General features: G+C 70.3%; 17 protein-coding genes. 16 read left to right on the forward strand and 1 reads right to left on the reverse strand.

The genetic code is table 11. The features are described from left to right. Nucleotides 1-4: 4 nt before the first annotated feature. The 16 genes from pafA (at nt 5) to AC07DF_RS35890 (ending at nt 16,211) form a co-directional block, all read left to right on the forward strand. Nucleotides 5-1,366, forward strand: a complete 1,362-nt coding sequence (pafA, locus tag AC07DF_RS35815) for a Pup--protein ligase (RefSeq protein WP_184597419.1) — start codon at nt 5-7, stop codon at nt 1,364-1,366. 130 nt (nt 1,367-1,496) lie between these two features. Further along, the gene (locus AC07DF_RS35820; RefSeq protein ID WP_478980823.1) at nt 1,497-2,498 is read left to right on the forward strand and encodes an FKBP-type peptidyl-prolyl cis-trans isomerase; all 1,002 of its coding nucleotides are present in this window, start codon (nt 1,497-1,499) and stop codon (nt 2,496-2,498) included. Nucleotides 2,499-2,559: 61 nt separating this feature from the next. After that, nucleotides 2,560-2,931, forward strand: a complete 372-nt coding sequence (locus AC07DF_RS35825) for an FKBP-type peptidyl-prolyl cis-trans isomerase (RefSeq protein ID WP_478980825.1) — start codon at nt 2,560-2,562, stop codon at nt 2,929-2,931. Nucleotides 2,932-3,059: 128 nt separating this feature from the next. Then, a complete protein-coding gene (locus AC07DF_RS35830; RefSeq protein WP_478980827.1) occupies nt 3,060-4,037 on the forward strand; it encodes a helix-turn-helix transcriptional regulator in 978 nt (325 codons plus the stop codon). A gap of 18 nt (nt 4,038-4,055) precedes the next feature. After that, the gene (locus AC07DF_RS35835) at nt 4,056-5,132 is read left to right on the forward strand and encodes a helix-turn-helix transcriptional regulator (protein ID WP_478980829.1); all 1,077 of its coding nucleotides are present in this window, start codon (nt 4,056-4,058) and stop codon (nt 5,130-5,132) included. Nucleotides 5,133-5,342: 210 nt separating this feature from the next. Next, nucleotides 5,343-5,636, forward strand: a complete 294-nt coding sequence (locus AC07DF_RS35840; protein ID WP_478980831.1) for a hypothetical protein — start codon at nt 5,343-5,345, stop codon at nt 5,634-5,636. Nucleotides 5,637-5,680: 44 nt separating this feature from the next. Next, a complete protein-coding gene (locus tag AC07DF_RS35845; RefSeq protein WP_478980833.1) occupies nt 5,681-5,875 on the forward strand; it encodes a hypothetical protein in 195 nt (64 codons plus the stop codon). Between the two features lie 259 nt (nt 5,876-6,134). Further along, a complete protein-coding gene (tatA, locus tag AC07DF_RS35850) occupies nt 6,135-6,419 on the forward strand; it encodes a Sec-independent protein translocase subunit TatA (protein WP_184597412.1) in 285 nt (94 codons plus the stop codon). A 47-nt stretch (nt 6,420-6,466) separates the two neighbouring features. Further along, nucleotides 6,467-7,429, forward strand: a complete 963-nt coding sequence (tatC, locus tag AC07DF_RS35855; protein WP_478980835.1) for a twin-arginine translocase subunit TatC — start codon at nt 6,467-6,469, stop codon at nt 7,427-7,429. Nucleotides 7,430-7,460: 31 nt separating this feature from the next. Then, the gene (locus tag AC07DF_RS35860) at nt 7,461-8,351 is read left to right on the forward strand and encodes a diacylglycerol kinase (RefSeq protein ID WP_478980837.1); all 891 of its coding nucleotides are present in this window, start codon (nt 7,461-7,463) and stop codon (nt 8,349-8,351) included. Between the two features lie 40 nt (nt 8,352-8,391). Beyond that, nucleotides 8,392-11,241, forward strand: coding sequence for a DEAD/DEAH box helicase (locus AC07DF_RS35865; RefSeq protein WP_478980839.1), 2,850 nt, complete (start codon nt 8,392-8,394; stop codon nt 11,239-11,241). Nucleotides 11,242-11,570: 329 nt separating this feature from the next. After that, entirely contained in the window at nt 11,571-13,214 is a 1,644-nt protein-coding gene (locus tag AC07DF_RS35870; RefSeq protein ID WP_478980841.1) for a sensor histidine kinase, read from the forward strand. Continuing rightward, entirely contained in the window at nt 13,211-13,618 is a 408-nt protein-coding gene (locus tag AC07DF_RS35875; RefSeq protein ID WP_382497820.1) for a roadblock/LC7 domain-containing protein, read from the forward strand. Before AC07DF_RS35870 ends, AC07DF_RS35875 begins: the two co-directional genes overlap by 4 nt. After that, entirely contained in the window at nt 13,615-14,013 is a 399-nt protein-coding gene (locus AC07DF_RS35880) for a DUF742 domain-containing protein (RefSeq protein WP_478980844.1), read from the forward strand. The genes AC07DF_RS35875 and AC07DF_RS35880 overlap by 4 nt, the downstream gene beginning before the upstream one ends. Continuing rightward, nucleotides 13,994-14,614, forward strand: coding sequence for a GTP-binding protein (locus tag AC07DF_RS35885; protein WP_478980846.1), 621 nt, complete (start codon nt 13,994-13,996; stop codon nt 14,612-14,614). Before AC07DF_RS35880 ends, AC07DF_RS35885 begins: the two co-directional genes overlap by 20 nt. Nucleotides 14,615-14,690: 76 nt before the next feature. Then, nucleotides 14,691-16,211 (forward strand): cytochrome P450, encoded by a 1,521-nt coding sequence (locus tag AC07DF_RS35890; protein ID WP_478980848.1) that lies wholly within the window; start codon nt 14,691-14,693, stop codon nt 16,209-16,211. Here AC07DF_RS35890 and AC07DF_RS35895 read toward each other — a convergent pair. Beyond that, nucleotides 16,205-17,191, reverse strand: coding sequence for an RluA family pseudouridine synthase (locus AC07DF_RS35895; protein ID WP_478980850.1), 987 nt, complete (start codon nt 17,189-17,191; stop codon nt 16,205-16,207). The two genes, AC07DF_RS35890 and AC07DF_RS35895, sit on opposite strands and share 7 nt — an antisense overlap. Nucleotides 17,192-17,243 lie beyond the last annotated feature (52 nt).

Genomic DNA, 17,243 nt, shown 5'->3' on the forward strand with positions numbered 1-17,243 from the left:
CCTCATGGACCGCCGCATTTTCGGGCTGGAGAACGAGTACGGCGTCACGTGCACGTTCAGGGGACAGCGCCGCCTGTCTCCTGACGAGGTGGCGCGGTACCTCTTCCGCCGTGTCGTGTCATGGGGCCGCAGCAGCAATGTCTTTCTGCGAAACGGCGCCCGCCTCTATCTCGACGTGGGTTCACATCCGGAATACGCCACACCGGAATGTGACAACGTGACCGAACTGGTCACCCACGACAAAGCGGGCGAGCGCATTCTCGAGGGACTCCTGGTGGACGCCGAACGACGCCTGCACGAGGAGGGAATCGCGGGCGACGTCTACCTCTTCAAGAACAACACCGATTCGGCGGGCAACTCCTACGGCTGCCACGAGAACTATCTGGTCGCCCGGCACGGGGAGTTCTCCCGGCTCGCGGACATTCTCATTCCGTTTCTGGTGACGAGGCAGCTGCTGTGCGGTGCCGGCAAGGTGCTGCAGACGCCGCGCGGGGCCGTCTACTGCGTGAGCCAGCGGGCCGAGCACATCTGGGAGGGCGTCTCCTCGGCGACGACCCGCTCCCGGCCGATCATCAACACCCGCGACGAGCCGCACGCGGACGCCGAGCGCTACCGCCGCCTGCACGTCATCGTGGGCGACTCCAACATGTCCGAGACGACCATGCTGCTCAAGGTCGGCGCCACCGACCTGGTGCTGCGCATGATCGAGGCGGGCACCGTGATGCGCGACCTGACCCTGGAGAACCCGATCCGGGCGATCCGCGAGGTCAGCCACGACATCACCGGCCGGCGCAAGGTGCGCCTGGCCAGCGGCCGCGAGGCCTCCGCCCTGGAGGTGCAGCGCGAGTACTACGAGAAGGCCGTGGACTTCTGCGAGCGCCGCGGCATCCGCACCGGCACCGTCGAGCAGGTCCTGGAGCTCTGGGGCCGCACGCTGGACGCGATCGAGGCCGAGGACCTCGACCGTATCGGCACCGAGATCGACTGGGTCATGAAGTACAAGCTCATCGAGCGGTACCGCAGCAAGAACAACATGACCATGTCGCACCCGCGGGTCGCGCAGATAGACCTCGCCTACCACGACATCCACCGCCGTCGTGGCCTGTACTACCTGCTCGAGAAGAAGGGGCAGGCGGCACGCATCTGCAACGACTTGAAGATCTTCGAGGGCAAGTCGGTTCCGCCGCAGACCACTCGGGCCCGGCTGCGCGGCGACTTCATCCGGCGGGCCCAGGAACAGCGCCGTGACTTCACGGTCGACTGGGTTCACCTGAAGCTCAACGACCAGGCTCAGCGCACGGTCTTGTGCAAGGACCCGTTCCGTTCGGTGGACGACCGGGTGGAGAAGCTGATCGCCGGAATGTGAGGAAATGCGCCGGCGGGTATTCAGCCGGAACGCCACACGGGCGCCGTACGTTACAAGTGCGGCGCCCTGCTCACGCCGTAGAGTTGCGCGCACGCCATCAACGAGATCGATCGATTACGAGGCCCCCACAGTGCGCCGACGCTCACTTCTCATTTCCGTGCCCGCAGGACTGGCCACGCTCGCCGCATGCGGCGACGACAAGTCGGACTCGAGCAAGGCCAGTGACAGCCCTTCGCCCTCGCCCTCGGCTCCGTCCTCGGCGCCGCCACCGAAGATCGTGGACGGCCCGCTGCCGGCGGTCACCGCGGGCACGAAGTTCGACGAGAAGCCGACGATCGCCAAGGGCAGCGGAGAGCCGTCGAAGCAGCTCGCGGTGAAGACGCTGATCACGGGCAGCGGCAAGACCGTCGCGGAGAACGACTTCGTCGTCGCGAACTACCTGGGTCAGGTCTGGAGCACCGGAAAGGTCTTCGACAACTCCTACGACCGCAAGACCCGCCTGGCCATCCAGCTCACCCAGGGCCAGATCATCGACGGCTGGCGGTACGCGCTGGCCGGCAAGAAGGCCGGCAGCCGTGTCGAGATGGCCGTCCCGCCCACCTGGGGCTACGGCTCGCAGGGCAACCCGCAGGCGGGCATCAAGGGCACCGACACGCTGGTCTTCGTCGTCGACGTGCAGGACACGTTCAACTCCAAGAGCTCCGCCGACGGCGAGAAGGTCGCTCAGGACGACGCGGACCTGCCCAAGGTCGGCACCAACACCGACGGCAAGGCCCCCTCCATCGAGGTGCCCAAGGCGACCGCCCCGAAGGAGCTCGTCGCGGAGTACGTCCTGGAGGGCGACGGGGACAAGGTCGCCGCCGACGACAGCGTCCTCGTGCAGTACAAGGGCGTGCTGTGGGACGGGGGCAAGGAGTTCGACTCCTCGTACGCCAACAAGCAGCTGGTGTCGTTCTCGCTCCAGCAGGTCGTCAAGGGCTGGGCGCAGGGCCTGACCGGCAAGAAGGTCGGCAGCCGGGTCCTCATCGTCATCCCGCCGAAGCTGGGCTACGGCGACAAGCCGCCGCAGGGCAGCGGCATCAAGAAGGACTCCACGCTGGTCTTTTCGGTGGACATCCTCGCGAAGCTCTGACGTGCGGGGGATGTAAGACTGTGCGTGTTCGCCTTTTCGCAGACAAGCAGGAGCCAGAGACGTGAGCATCGACAAGCCCGAGATCGACTTCCCGGGCGGCGAGCCCCCGGCGGACCTCGAGATCAAGGACATCTGGGAGGGCGACGGCCCGGTCGCGCAGGCGGGCCAGACCGTCACCGTGCACTACGTGGGTGTCTCCTTCAGCACGGGCGAGGAGTTCGACGCCAGCTGGAACCGCGGCACTCCGTTCCGCTTTCCGCTGGGCGGCGGCCGGGTCATCCAGGGCTGGGACCAGGGCGTGCAGGGCATGAAGGTCGGCGGCCGCCGCCAGCTGACCATCCCCGCGCACCTCGCCTACGGCAACCAGAGCCCGTCCCCTCTGATCAAGCCCGGAGAGACGCTGATCTTCGTGGTCGACCTGCTCGGGGTCTGAGCAAGGTTCGGACAGACTCGATCACGTGGGGCCCATGCCTGTTCGGGCATGGGCCCTCGGCTTTGCCGGGCCACCGCGGGGCGGTACGGTCATCGGTCGTAAGCACCATAGGGAGGCGAAGGGCGTCGATGGCCATTGCCAAGGCTGAGCGACTGATGAACCTGGCGCTGTGTCTGCTCGGGACGCGGCGGCCGCTCAGCAAGCGTGAGCTGCGCGACTCCATCGAGGCCTACGTCGAGGCCTTCGGGCCGGGGAACGGCGCCACCGGGTCCGACGACTCCTTCAACCGCATGTTCGAGCGCGACAAGGACGACCTGCGCGAACTCGGACTGGTCATCGAGACCGTCGAGAGCCTCGACGGCGACATCGGCTACCTGGCCCGGCGTGACAGCAACCGCCTCCCGCCCATCACCCTGGACGCCGAGGAGGCAGCGGCCCTCGGGGTCGCCGCCAAGGTGTGGCAGCAGGCCCGGCTCGCCGGCGCCGCCAGTGGTGCCCTGCAGAAGCTGCGCGCGGCGGGCCTCCCGGAGGATGTCGACCCCTACGGGCCGCACGGTGCGCTGGAGCCGCGGATCCCCGTGCACGAGGCGGCGTTCGAGCCGCTGATGCTCGCCTGCCGGGACCGTCGCCCCGTCGTCTTCGACTACCGCAAGGCCACCGCCGCCCACCCCGAGCAGCGGCACGTGGAGCCGTGGGCGCTCGAGTGCTGGCGCGGCCACTGGTACCTCGCGGGCTGGGACCGCGACCGGGGCGCCGAGCGGGTCTTCCGGCTGTCCCGGATCACCGGCAAGGTCCGTTCGCGCGGCGGCCGGTACACCGCTGACGTGCCGGATGTCGTCACCGTCCGTGAGACCGTCGCGAGCTGGGCCGGGGAGATCGCCGACCGCTCCGCCCGGATCCGGCTGCGCTCGGGCGCGGGGTACCCCCTTCGGGCGAAGGCCACCGCCGTACGGGAACTCGGCGACGGCTGGGACGAGTTGGAGATTCCGTACGGCCATGGGCTGGACGCCTGGCTGGTGGAGTTCGGGCCGGACGTGGTCGTCCTGGAGCCCGCCGAGCTGCGGGCAGACGTGGTGGACCGGCTGCGTGCCGTGGCCAAGGGCTGAGGGGGAGCGGACGAGACAGTGGCAGGCAAACCGGTCAGGCCCGTGAACGCCATCGACCAGACCCGGCGGATGCTCTCGCTGGTGACGTATCTGAAGGAGCGCCCCGGCGCCCGGGTCGAGGACGTCGCGCGCGCCTTCGGCATCACCGAGGACGAGCTGGTCTCCGACCTCGACGTGCTGCCCATGTGTGGGACCAGCTTCCGCGGCGGCGATCTGCTCGACATCGACACCGACGGCGAGCGCATCTGGTGGCACAACCCCGACGATGTCGCCGAGCCGCTCAGACTCGCCGCCGACGAGGCTACCGCCCTGCTCGTCGCCGCCCGGGCCGTGGCCACGCTGCCCGGACTGCGCGAGAGCGACCGCCAGGCGCTGCTGCGGGCGACGGCCAAGGTGGAGACCGCGGCCGGCGAGACCGCGGGCGCCAGCTCGCGCCTGTCGGTGACCTTCGAGTCCGAGGGCGGCGTCTTCGCGGACGTCGACCGGGCGATCGCCGAGCGCCGCCGCCTGTGGATCCGCTACTACTCGCCCGCGCGCGACGAGGTCACCGAGCGGGAGATCGACCCCATCCGCCTGGTCAGCGTCGGGCACACCTACGTCGAGGCCTGGTGCCGCCGCTCCGAGGCGCGGCGGACGTTCCGGCTCGACCGGGTCGCCGAGATCAAGATCCTGGACGAGCCGTCGGCGCCGCCGGAGATCGAGCTGCGGGACCTGTCGGAGGCGCTGGTGCAGCCCGCGGCCGAGGATCCGGAGGTGGTGGTCGAGGTCGGGCCCGGCGGCCGCTGGGTCGCCGAGTACTACCCGCACGACAGCGCGGAGGAGCTCGCGGACGGCGGGCTGCGTATCACTCTGCGGACCCCCGACCCCGCGTCGCTGAGGCGCCTGGCGCTGCGGCTCGGGCGGGACGGCCGGATCGTGTCGCCGTCGGAGCTGGCCACCAGCGCCCGGCAGGCGGCGCGCGAGGCACTGGCCGCCTACGACGGGATCGAGGCGGTCGAGGCAGGAGGCGCGGCGGACTCCGCCGAGGCGCCCGGGCCGCAGCCGGTGTCCGCGGCGCCCGCGGCCCCGGACGGGCCGGACGGCGGACGCGCGTGAACCGGCGCGGCCTGCGGTACCGACGGGCGCTCGGGCGCGGGCCCACGGTCCGCCGCGCCGACGGACGGCCTCGGCCCGCCGGGGAACGGGCACACCCCCGGACTCCCGGGCGGCTTCGCCCCGAGCAGGGGCGGACCGGGCCGCGACACCGGCCGTATCCGGTCCTGCCGCCCCGGTAGGCGAACGACCCCAGAAAGAGGAGCGAGGCCTGTGAGCGAGTCGGCGACGCCCGGTGCGCGCAGCATGACGGTGGAGTCCGCGTTCGCCGGGATGACGAGCGTGTCCCCGGTGGTCTTCAAGGCGGGCTGCCCGGACTGCCGGGAGCGCTTCGAACTCACCGCCGGAGCCCTGCGCCTCGCCATCGGCGCCACCAGCCGCACCACCTTCTACTCCTTCACCTGCCCGGAGTGCGGCGCGTCCGTCCGCAAGCCCGCGGGGGAGCGGATCGTGGAGCTGCTCACCGGCGGCGGGGTGCGGACCCTGCGGCTCGCTCCGACCGTCTGAGGGTCTGGGCGTTCGCCCTTCCTGGAGGGTCTAGGCTCGACGGCATGTTCTGGCCGATGTTCGCGGTTGCCGTGGGGTTCGTGGGTCTCGCCGTGCTCGGGGTGCTCGCCGTCCGGGTCTTCGTGGAGGCACAGCGCCTCAGCAGGCAGGTCTCGGACTCCGCGCGCCGTATCAACCGGGCCGCCGAGGACCTGGAGCGGGCCGCGGGGAGCGCGGCCCGGTCCGTGGACGCCCTGTGAGCCGTTCGGCAGGCGGCTGTGAGTCGCGCTTCGGGACACTTCGCCCTGTCACCTCTGCGGTTCGGACAGGTACTCTGCTGGTCGCGGCCCGGTTAACGAGGCACTGGCCGCGGACGGGAGTACGCACAGGAGATGCAGAGGGATTGCCCCGCGTTTACCCCTGAGCGTTACGATCGCTGTCAACACGATCGTTCGGACATATGTCCGACCGGTCGGACAGCACCCCACCCCAGCCGCCTCGGTGAGAAGGTAAAGACTTATGTTCGGAAGGCTCGGAGCCCCCGAGATCATTCTCATCCTCGTCGTCATCATCCTGCTGTTCGGCGCGAAGAAGCTTCCGGACATGGCTCGGTCGCTCGGCAAGTCCGCCCGCATCCTCAAGAGCGAGGCCAAGGCGATGAAGGACGAGAGCAAGTCGTCCACGACCCCGGCCGGCCCGCCCAACAACGACGAGCAGCCCTCGCAGCGCACCATCCAGGCAGCGCCCGGTGACGTGACCAGCTCGCGTCCGGTCAACGAGCCCACGGACACGACCAAGCGCTGACGCAGGGCCGGTGACCTCCGGCCCGCCGCACGAGATGGGAACGTGGGTTGCTGAAGTCTGCCCGCAAGCAGGAAAGGGATCCCGAGGGGCGGATGCCCCTCGCGGAGCACCTTCGCGAGCTCCGCAACCGGCTCGCCAAGGCGATGCTGGCGATCGTCGTCATCACGGTCGTCGCCGCCTTCTTCTACAACGACATCATCAACTTGATCACCAAGCCGATCCTCGACTCGGTCGGCTGTGACAAGACCTTCGCGGAGCTGGCCAGGTCACAGCCTGGCGGGAAGCCCTGTGCGCAGATCACCATCAACGGTCTGATCACCCCCTTCACGCTGGCCCTGAAGGTGTCCCTGATGGCCGGCGTCGTGCTGGCCTCGCCGGTCTGGCTCTACCAGCTGTGGGCCTTCGTCGCGCCGGGACTGCACCGGCACGAGAGGAAGTACGCGTACGCCTTCGTCGGCACGGGCGCCCCGCTGTTCATCATCGGCGCCTACTTCGCCTACACGGTGCTTCCCACCACGGCGAAGGTGCTCCTCGAGTTCACCCCGGGCGGCACGTCCAACCTCCTCCCGCTGGACGACCTGCTCGACCTGGTCATGCGGATGGTGCTCGTCTTCGGCCTCTCGTTCGAGCTGCCCCTGCTGCTGGTCATGCTCAATCTCACCGGGGCAATCACCGGCAAGCGCATGCTCGGCTGGTGGCGCGGCATGATCATGGGCATCACGGTCTTCGCGGCCATCGCCACTCCCAGCACCGACCCACTGACCATGCTGATGCTGGCCGGGCCGATCTGGATCCTGTACTTCGCGGCCGTCGCCTTCTCCCTGCTCAACGACCGCCGTCGCAGCCGTCGCGAGGCCCTGGGCCCCGCTGACGACGAGGCTTCCGAGCTGGATCTCACGCCCGATGACATCGGCGAGATCGAACCCGTGACCACCAGCCGGGCCGCCCTGCCCGAGCAGGCGAGTTCGGAACGCTCGGACCGGGTCAACGGTTATGACGACGTGACCTGAAGATCGCCAGGCAGCTCATAGGGTCGGTCGCGTGACCAGCGAGATCACCCTCTTCGTCAACCCCACCGCGGGCCGCGGCCGGGGCGCCCGCGCGGCGCAGCCGGCCGCTTCCGCTTTGCGGGCGGCAGGTTTCTCGGTGCGTACGGTGCTCGGCGAGGACGCCGCGGACGCCCTCACCCGTGCCCGTGCCGCCGTCGAGGGCGGTACCGGAGCGCTGATAGCCGTCGGCGGTGACGGCATGGCCGGCCTGGCGCTGCGTGCGGTCGCGGGCACCAGCACCCCGCTCGGCCTGGTCGCCGTCGGCACCGGCAACGACTTCGCCCGCGCCCTCGGCCTGCCCGTGCGCGAGCCTGCCGCCGCGGGCCGCATGATCGCCGACGCCCTCAAGGGCGGCCGGATCCGCGACATCGACGTCGGGCAGGTGGGCGACCGCTGGTTCGGCACGGTCCTCGCCTCCGGCTTCGACTCCCGTGTCAACGACCGCGGCAACCGCATGCGGTGGCCCGCCGGCCGCTTCAAGTACGACCTGGCGATGATCGCCGAACTGGCCGCGTTCCGGCCCGTCCCGTACCGGATCCGGCTCGACGACGGCGAGGTCCGTGAGGTCGAGGCGACCCTGGTGGCCGTCGGCAACGGCTCGTCGTACGGCGGCGGAATGCGGATCTGCCCCGGCGCCGACCTCACCGACGGGCTGTTCGACATCACGGTGGTCGGGGACTGCAGCCGTACGACCCTGCTGCGGGTGTTCCCACGGGTGTACCGGGGGACCCACGCCGAGCATCCGGCGGTGACCGTGCTGCGCGCGGCCCGGGTCGAGATCGCCGCCCAGGGGGTCACCGGGTACGCGGACGGGGAACCGCTCGGCCCGCTGCCGCTGAGCGCGCGCTGCGTGCGCGGGGGCGTGCGCGTCGTCGGCCCCTGATCTGCGCCGATCCCGGGTTTCACAGGAAGGGATCCGGATAATGATCGTCCTGTTGTCAGTGCGGCCCGGTACGCTCGAAAGCACGATGACAGAGGACCTCTCACCGGCCGAGCGGTACGCGGCAGCCCGCAAGCGTGCTGTCGAGCAGGCCACCGCGCTCGCCTCCTTCCGCGAGATGTACGACTTCGGCCTCGATCCCTTCCAGATCGAGGCCTGCCAGGCGCTCGAGGCGGGGAAGGGCGTCCTGGTCGCCGCACCCACCGGCTCGGGCAAGACGATCGTGGGCGAGTTCGCCGTCCACCTCGCTCTCCAGCAGGGCAAGAAGTGCTTCTACACGACACCCATCAAGGCGCTGTCGAACCAGAAGTACGCCGACCTGTGCCGCCGCTACGGCACGGACAAGGTGGGCCTGCTCACCGGCGACAACAGCGTCAACTCCGACGCCCCGGTGGTCGTGATGACCACCGAGGTGCTGCGGAACATGCTGTACGCCGGTTCACAGACCCTCCTGGGCCTCGGCCATGTGGTGATGGACGAGGTGCACTACCTCTCCGACCGGTTCCGGGGCGCCGTATGGGAAGAGGTGATCATCCATCTTCCCGAGTCGGTCACGCTGGTGTCGCTGTCGGCGACCGTGTCGAACGCCGAGGAGTTCGGCGACTGGCTCGACACCGTCCGCGGTGACACCGAGGTGATCGTCTCCGAGCACCGGCCCGTGCCGCTGTTCCAGCACGTGCTCGCCGGGCGGCGGATGTACGACCTGTTCGAGGAGGGCGAGGGCCACAAGAAGGCCGTCAACCCCGACCTCACGCGCATGGCGCGCATGGAGGCGAGCCGGCCGTCGTACCAGGACCGCCGGCGCGGCCGGTCCATGCGCGAGGCCGACCGCGAGCGCGACCGCAGACAGCGCTCCCGGGTGTGGACACCGAGCCGGCCCGAGGTCATCGAACGGCTCGACGCCGAGGGGCTGCTGCCCGCCATCACCTTCATCTTCAGCCGCGCCGCCTGCGAGGCCGCCGTCCAGCAGTGCCTGTACGCGGGCCTCAGGCTCAACGACGACGAGGCCCGCGGGCGGGTACGCGCACTCGTCGAGGAGCGCACGGCGTCCATCCCGACCGAGGACCTGCACGTCCTCGGCTACTACGAGTGGCTGGAGGGCCTGGAGCGCGGCATCGCGGCCCACCACGCGGGCATGCTGCCGACCTTCAAGGAGGTCGTCGAGGAGCTGTTCGTACGCGGCCTGGTCAAGGCCGTGTTCGCGACCGAGACCCTCGCCCTCGGCATCAACATGCCCGCCCGCTCGGTGGTGCTGGAGAAGCTCGTCAAGTGGAACGGCGAGCAGCACGCGGACATCACCCCGGGCGAGTACACGCAGTTGACGGGGCGTGCGGGTCGGCGCGGCATCGACGTCGAGGGCCACGCCGTGGTGCTGTGGCAGCGCGGCTCCAGCCCCGAGCACCTGGCGGGCCTGGCCGGCACACGCACGTATCCGCTGCGTTCGAGCTTCAGGCCGTCGTACAACATGGCGGTCAACCTGGTCGAGCAGTTCGGCCGGCACCGCTCGCGAGAGCTGCTGGAGACGTCCTTCGCGCAGTTCCAGGCGGACAAGTCGGTCGTAGGCATCTCCCGCCAAGTGCAGCGCAACGAGGAGGGCCTCGAGGGCTACAAGGCCTCCATGACCTGCCACCTCGGCGACTTCGAGGAGTACGCGCGGCTGCGCCGCGAGCTGAAGGACCGTGAGAACGACCTGGCCCGGCAGGGCGCGGCACAGCGGCGCGCCGAGGCCGCCGTCGCGCTGGAGAAGCTCAAGCCCGGTGACGTCATCCACGTGCCCACCGGCAAGTACGCGGGCCTGGCGCTGGTGCTGGACCCGGGCCTGCCCGCGGGCCGTTCGAACGGCCACCGGGGCTTCGAGCACCACGACGGGCCGCGCCCCCTGGTGCTGACCGCCGAGCGGCAGGTGAAGAGGCTGGCGTCGATCGACTTCCCGGTGCCGGTCGAGGCCCTGGAGCGGATGCGGATCCCGAAGTCCTTCAACCCCCGTTCCCCGCAGTCCCGTCGGGACCTCGCGTCCGCGCTGCGCACCAAGGCCGGGCACATCCCGGCCGACCGGCACCGCAAGCGGCGCTCCCAGGCGGCCGACGACCGCGAGATCGCCCGGCTGCGGACGGCGCTGCGCGCACACCCCTGCCACGGGTGCGACGACCGTGAGGACCACGCCCGTTGGGCCGAGCGCTACCACCGGCTGCTGCGGGACACCTCGCAGCTGGAGCGCCGGATCGAGGGCCGTACGAACACGATCGCGCGGACGTTCGACCGTATCGTCGCGCTGCTGACCGAGCTCGACTATCTGCGCGGCGACGAGGTCACCGAGCACGGCAAGCGGCTCGCGCGGCTGTACGGCGAGCTGGACCTGCTCGCCAGCGAGTGCCTGCGCGAGGGCGTCTGGGAGGGGCTCGGCCCGGCCGAACTGGCGGGCTGCGTATCGGCGTTGGTGTACGAGGCGCGCGCGGCGGACGACGCGATGGCGCCGAAGCTGCCGTCCGGGAAGGCCAAGGCCGCGCTGGGTGAGATGGTGCGGATCTGGGGACGGCTGGACGCGCTGGAGGAGGAGTTCCGGATCACCCAGACCGAGGGTGTCGGCCAGCGTGAGCCGGACCTGGGGTTCGCCTGGGCCGCGTACATGTGGGCCTCCGGGTCGGGGCTCGACGAGGTGCTGCGCGAGGCGGAGATGCCGGCGGGGGACTTCGTGCGCTGGTGCAAGCAGGTCATCGATGTGCTGGGGCAGATCGCGGCGGCGGCGCCGCAGGGGTCTTCCGTGGTGAAGAACGCGCGTAAGGCTGTTGATCTGTTGCTGCGGGGAGTTGTCGCCTACTCGTCGGTGGGGTGATCGTTTGCTGCGCGGGTGCCGGTGGTTCGTGGTTGTTCGCGCAGTTCCTATCGCCCCTGAAGGGGCGATGTTCTGAAGGCCACTCACCCGTCACGGTGAGTGGTTTTCGCATACCTGTACGACGTTACGTACCGCATTCGAACGATGTCGCAGCGTGTAAACGACCGAGCGTACTATCCCTTCGCGTCCGGTTTCCGGCGGATGCTGAATATGACACGGCGATGATCCGGTCGGACTAAGCTCGCCCGCAGCGCACCGGCTTGAGATGAATTCGTGCGCTTGTTCCCCATTTGTGTGGAACCCCAGCCGACTCCTGTCAGAAGGCCTACATGGTGAGTGTTCAATCCCCTCCCGTTCGCCGTGAACTTCCCTACGCGCGCGTGCTGTTGCTGCCGGCCATAGCGATGGCCGCGGCGTCCGGAGCCGCCGTCGCCCTGGTGGCGGAGTCGGCCCGGCTCGCCGTCGGCTGGTGCGGCGGCATCGCCACCGCACTGGTGATCGCGACGGCGGCCGAGGCGGTCCGCCGCGGCCGTGCCCTGCGGAACCAGCGTGCCGAGCACGCCCGTCACAGCGCGTACCTGGAACAGCGGATCGCCGGCCACGAGCACGAGTTGGTCCGCTTCTCGAGGGAGGTCGTCCCCGCCGCCCTCGACCTGCTGCGCACCGGAGAATCCCCCAGGGAGGTGATTCGCAAGCTCGGCCTCGCCAACCCCGCGTACCGCGACCTGCCCGAGCCCGAGGTCGAGACGCTCCTGACCGTGCTCAGGATCGTCGACCACGAAGTGACCATGCGTGACGCCGCCGCTCGCTCCTTCGTCACGGTCGCCCGCCGCGTCCAGGCGATCGCCCACCAGCAGGCAGAGGAACTCCGGGAGATGGAGGAGGACCACGGCCGCAACCCCGAGGTCTTCGACGACCTGCTGCGCATCGACCACGGCAACGCCCTGATCGGCCGCCTCGCCGACTCCGTCTCCGTCCTCGGCGGCGGCCGCCCCGGCCGCCAGTGGCCCGAGCCGGTATCCCTGTACAGCACGCTGCGCGGCGCCATGTCCCGCATCCTGGAGTACCGGCGCATCCAGCTGTCCTCCATCGCCAAGATCAGCGTCAAGGGCATCTACGTCGAGCCCGTCATCCACGCCGCCGCCGAACTCCTCGACAACGCCACGCGTTACTCGCCGCCGCAGACCAAGGTGCACGTCACCGCCACCGAGGTGCAGACCGGGGTCTGCATCGAGATCGAGGACGGCGGTGTCAACCTCAACGAGGAGGCGCGGGCCCGGATCGAGGGCATGCTGGAGGCCGCCAAGGCAGGCGTCGACCTCCAGGACATCGGTGAGCACCCGCGTCTGGGCCTGGCCGTCGTCGGCCGTCTCTGCACGGCGTACAACATGCAGGTGTCGCTGCGCGCCTCCGCCTACGGCGGCGTCCGCGCCATCCTCATCGTGCCGAGCGAGATGATCACCCACGAGCCCGGCGTCGGACTCGCCCACGGCATCGGCGCCACCGGCGCCCCCATGACGGTCGGCATTCCAGAGGGCCCCAAGCGCGCGCCCAAGAGGCGCCGTCCCACCAGCCCGCGCATCCCCGAGACGGTCTCCATGGAGGACGACGACGTCCCCGAGGTCACCGAGTGGACGGCGAACGGTCTGCCGCAGCGCCGCAGCCGGGTGAAGATGCCGCTCTCCGAGCGACTCGCCCAGCAGGCCGCCAACGAGAAGGCCGACCGGGAGGCCGCGGAGCGGGGCGAGTACAACCCCTGGGCGGCGACGGCGGAGCCCGAGTCCAAGCCCCTGCGCGACATGTCGGCGCCGGACGCCCCCGGCAAGGGCCTCGAGGCCTTCTGGGAGGGACTCAAGCAGGGCATCGAACCCGGCACCCACCCCACGGACTTCCTGCGGAACCCGACCAAGTATCTGCACCTGATCAACGACCCGGCCCGCACCGAGGCCGATGACGAGGGGGACCTCAAGTGATCCAGCAGCGAGGCAACTTCGACTGGATGCTCAAGGAGCTCGCCAACGGCGTTCCGGGCATCGAGATGATCGTGGTGCTCTCGGCCGACGGTCTGCGCATCGCCCGCTACGGCGGTGAGCCCGACGCGGCCGACCGGGTCGCCGCGGCCTGCGCGGGCCTGCAGTCCCTCGCGGGCAGCATCTGCCAGGAACTCAGCGTGGGCGACGGCGAGATGAAGCTCGTCATGATCGAGATCGACCGCGGCTACTTCTATCTGATGAACGCGGGCGCCAACGCCTTCCTCGCGGTGCTCTCCGACGTGCGGTGCGAACCCGGCCGGATGAGCGCGATGATGCGTGACCTCATCGTCCGGATCGGCGGCCATCTGACCACTCCGCCCCGGCGCAACGGGCAGATCGTATGACGCCTCCGCAACGCCAGAGGCGCGACCCCACCCCGGAACCGTCCCCGCCCGATGAGGGCGAGGGCAAGGTCAGAAATCCGGAACGGATGTACGTGGTGGCCGGCCCGGACGGTGAACGGGCCGAGCTCGACCTGGTCACGTTAATCGTGGCGCGTGCCGAAGACCCGCCGCCTTCCGCCTCCCCCGAGCAGGCGGCGCTGCTACGGCTCTGCGCCGCCCCCCTGTCCGTGGCCGAGCTCTCGGCCTACCTCCAGCTGCCGTTCAGCGCGATGGGCGTACTGCTCACCGAGTTGCTGACGGCGGAACTGGTGCAGGCGCGCGCCCCGATCGTCCGCCAGTCACGCACCGACCGTTCCCTTCTCGAAGCGGTGATGAATGGACTTCAAAGGCTCTGACACCATCCCGGGCCCCCGGGTCGAGGACCAGTTGCCCCACACGGCACAGTCCGCGGCCAAGATCGTGATCGTGGGTGGCTTCGGCGTCGGCAAGACGACCATGGTCGGCTCGGTCAGCGAGATCACACCGCTGACCACCGAGGAGACCATGACGCAGGCCGGCATCGGTGTCGACGACAACTTCGGCTCCGCGTCCAAGACGGCCACCACCGTCGCCATGGACTTCGGCCGCATCAGCATCACCGACCAGCTCGTGCTGTACCTCTTCGGCACACCCGGCCAGCAGCGCTTCTGGTTCCTGTGGAACGGCCTGTTCGAGGGCGCGCTCGGCGCGGTGGTGCTGGTCGACACCCGTCGGCTGGAGGTCAGCTTCGACGTGATGGGGCGCTTGGAGGAGCGCGGCGTGCCGTTCGTGGTGGCGGTCAACTCCTTCCCGGACGCGCCCCGTTACGCCATCGAGGAGCTCCGCACGGCCCTCGACCTCGCGCCGGACATTCCGATCATGGAGTGCGACGTACGCCGCCGGGCCTCCAGCCGTGACGTCCTGATGACCCTCATGCGCTTCCTGCACTCGCTCGCCATGACGGGCTCGCGCACCTGATCCCGCGCCCGCCTCACTCCACCCCCGCCTTCCCCCACCAGACACCTGGATCCACTTCAGTTTCGGAGCGACCCCTGTGACGCCTGAATCCCACGCCCCGACCGGTACGGACGCCCCCCGGCTCGACCCACCCCCCGGCTGCCCCGCACACGGCCTCGGCCCCGGTGGACTGCACCGGCTGCACGAGTCGGAGGATCTGGGAGCGCTGTACGAGCAGCTGCGGAAGGACCACGGCCCCGTGGCGCCCGTGCTGCTTCACGACGACGTACCGATCTGGGTCGTCCTCGGCCATGCCGAGAACCTGCACATGGTGCGCTCGCCCTCGCAGTTCTGCCGGGACAGCCGCATCTGGACGCCGCTCAAGGACGGCCTGGTCAAGCCCGACCACCCGCTGATGCCGCACATCGCCTGGCAGCCCATCGCCTCGCACGCCGAGGGCGACGAGCACAAGCGGCTGCGCGGCGCGGTCATGGGCGCCATCTCGACCATCGACTTCCGCAGCCTGCGCCGCTACATCAACCGCAGCACGCAGGCCATCGTCAACCGCTTCTGCGAGCAGGGCGAGGCCGACCTCGTCGGCCAGTTCGCCGAGCATCTGCCGATGGCCGTGATGTGCGAGATCCTCGGCATGGCCGACGAGTACAACGACCGTCTCGTCGAGGCCGCCCGCGACGCGCTCAAGGGCACCGAGACCGCGATCGCCAGCCATTCCTACGTCATGGACGCCCTGAGCCGGCTCACCGCACGGCGCCGCGCCCGGCCGGAGGAGGACTTCGCCAGCTACCTGATCACCCACCCGGCCCGGCTGACCGACGACGAGGTCAGGGAGCACCTGCGCCTGGTGCTCTTCGCCGCCTACGAGGCCACCACCAACCTGCTGTCCAACGTGCTGCTCACGGTGCTGATCGACCCGCGCTTCCGGGCCCAGCTCAACGGCGGCCAGATGACGGTGCCTGAGGCGGTGGAGCAGTCCCTGTGGAACGAGCCGCCGTTCAGTACGGTCTTCGCCTACTTCGCCAAGCAGGAGACCGAGCTGGGCGGTCAGCGCATCCGCCGGGGCGACGGACTGCTCTTCGCCCCGGCCCCGGCCAACGTCGATCCCCGCGTGCGGCCCGACCTGTCCGCCAGCATGCAGGGCAACCGCTCGCACCTCGCGTTCGGCGGCGGCCCGCACGAGTGCCCCGGCCAGGACGTCGGCCGCTCCATCGCCGATGTCGGCGTCGACGCGCTGCTGATGCGGCTGCCCGACGTCGAACTCGACTGCGACGAGGAGGAGCTGCGCTGGACGGCCTCCATCGCCTCCAGGCACCTGGTGGAGATGCCGGTGCAGTTCTCGCCCAAGCCGCCGCAGGACGTGACGGAGCCGCCGAACCACAAGCAGGTCCCCGCGCAGCGCTCCGACTGGCAGATCGGCAGCCCGCAGCCGCAGGCCGCACCGGCCGCCGCTCAGCCGCAGCCGGCCCCGGCGCAGCCCCAGCCGGCCCCGGCGCAGCCGCAGCCGGCACCTATGCACCCGCAGGTACAGCCGACGGCTCAGGAACCGGCCCGCCGCAAGGGCGTCTGGCAGCGCTTCCTGAGCTGGTGGCGCGGCTACTGACCGGCTGACGGGCCGTCGTACGTCCCGGCGGCCCACCGGTCGTACGACTCCCACGCCGAAAGAACCCGGCCGCTGCGGAACCGGTGCTCCTCGCCCGTGACCGGATCGGTGAACTCCAGGGCCCGTGCCAGCAGTTGGAGCGGGCGCCGGAAGTCACCGGCCGGTACGGGGTCGGTGACCTCCGGGTAGAGCGGGTCGCCGAGGATCGGCACCCCCAGCGCGGTCATGTGCACCCGCAGCTGGTGCGTCTGCCCGGTGCCGGGCACCAGCCGGTACCGGGCGAGTTCGCCGGCTCCTCCCGGGCGGTGCTCGACGAGTTCGACACGGCTCACGGCGTTCGGCTCGCCCGCCACCTCCCGCGCGGTGAGCACCCCGCGCTCCTTCACGATCCGGCTGCGTACGGTCCGGGGCAGGGCGAGGGCGGGGTCGTACGGGGCGACGGCCTCGTACTCCTTGTGGACCCGGCGGTCACGGAACAGCGTCTGGTACGCGCCACGCTCCTCGGGGCGCACGGTGAACAGCACGAGCCCCGCGGTGAGCCGGTCCAGGCGGTGTGCGGCGCCGAGGGTGGGGATGTCCAGCTCCCGGCGCAGCCTGGCCAGCGCGGTCTCGGTGACATGGCTGCCGCGCGGGGTGGTGGCGAGGAAGTGGGGCTTGTCGACGACGACGATGTGCTCGTCCCGGTGCACGACTTCCAGCGGGAATGGCACCGGCACCTCCTCGGGCAGCGCCCGGTGGAACCACACGAACATCCCCGGCACATACGGCGCGTCCGCGGCCACGGCCCGTCCGTCGGCCCCGACGATCCGCCCCGCGTCGAACATCGCGTCGACGGCACCGGCACCCGCGCCGCTGAGCCGCTCCACCAGGTGCTCGCGCACCGTGGTCCACGGCCCCGCGACGGGCAACCGCACCCGTACCGGATCCACGCCGTGGCGCTGCGGCAGGGGAGAGGGCGGGATACGGGGCTTGCGTCTCATCGCGGCCCAGCGTACGAGGCCCGGTGGGCCGGGCGGAAAACCACTGGGCCGC

The organism is Streptomyces sp. NPDC044719 (assembly GCF_056433405.1).

Excerpts from the sequence above, each read along its gene's own strand:
- AC07DF_RS35865 (WP_478980839.1), top strand. The coding sequence starts at position 8,392 with ATGATCGTCCTGTTGTCAGTGCGGCCCGGTACGCTCGAAAGCACGATG.
- tatA (WP_184597412.1), top strand. The coding sequence starts at position 6,135 with ATGTTCGGAAGGCTCGGAGCCCCCGAGATCATTCTCATCCTCGTCGTC.
- pafA (WP_184597419.1), top strand. The coding sequence starts at position 5 with ATGGACCGCCGCATTTTCGGGCTGGAGAACGAGTACGGCGTCACGTGC.
- AC07DF_RS35830 (WP_478980827.1), top strand. The coding sequence starts at position 3,060 with ATGGCCATTGCCAAGGCTGAGCGACTGATGAACCTGGCGCTGTGTCTG.
- AC07DF_RS35885 (WP_478980846.1), top strand. The coding sequence starts at position 13,994 with ATGGACTTCAAAGGCTCTGACACCATCCCGGGCCCCCGGGTCGAGGAC.
- AC07DF_RS35895 (WP_478980850.1), bottom strand. The coding sequence starts at position 17,191 with ATGAGACGCAAGCCCCGTATCCCGCCCTCTCCCCTGCCGCAGCGCCAC.
- AC07DF_RS35870 (WP_478980841.1), top strand. The coding sequence starts at position 11,571 with ATGGTGAGTGTTCAATCCCCTCCCGTTCGCCGTGAACTTCCCTACGCG.
- AC07DF_RS35880 (WP_478980844.1), top strand. The coding sequence starts at position 13,615 with ATGACGCCTCCGCAACGCCAGAGGCGCGACCCCACCCCGGAACCGTCC.
- AC07DF_RS35845 (WP_478980833.1), top strand. The coding sequence starts at position 5,681 with ATGTTCTGGCCGATGTTCGCGGTTGCCGTGGGGTTCGTGGGTCTCGCC.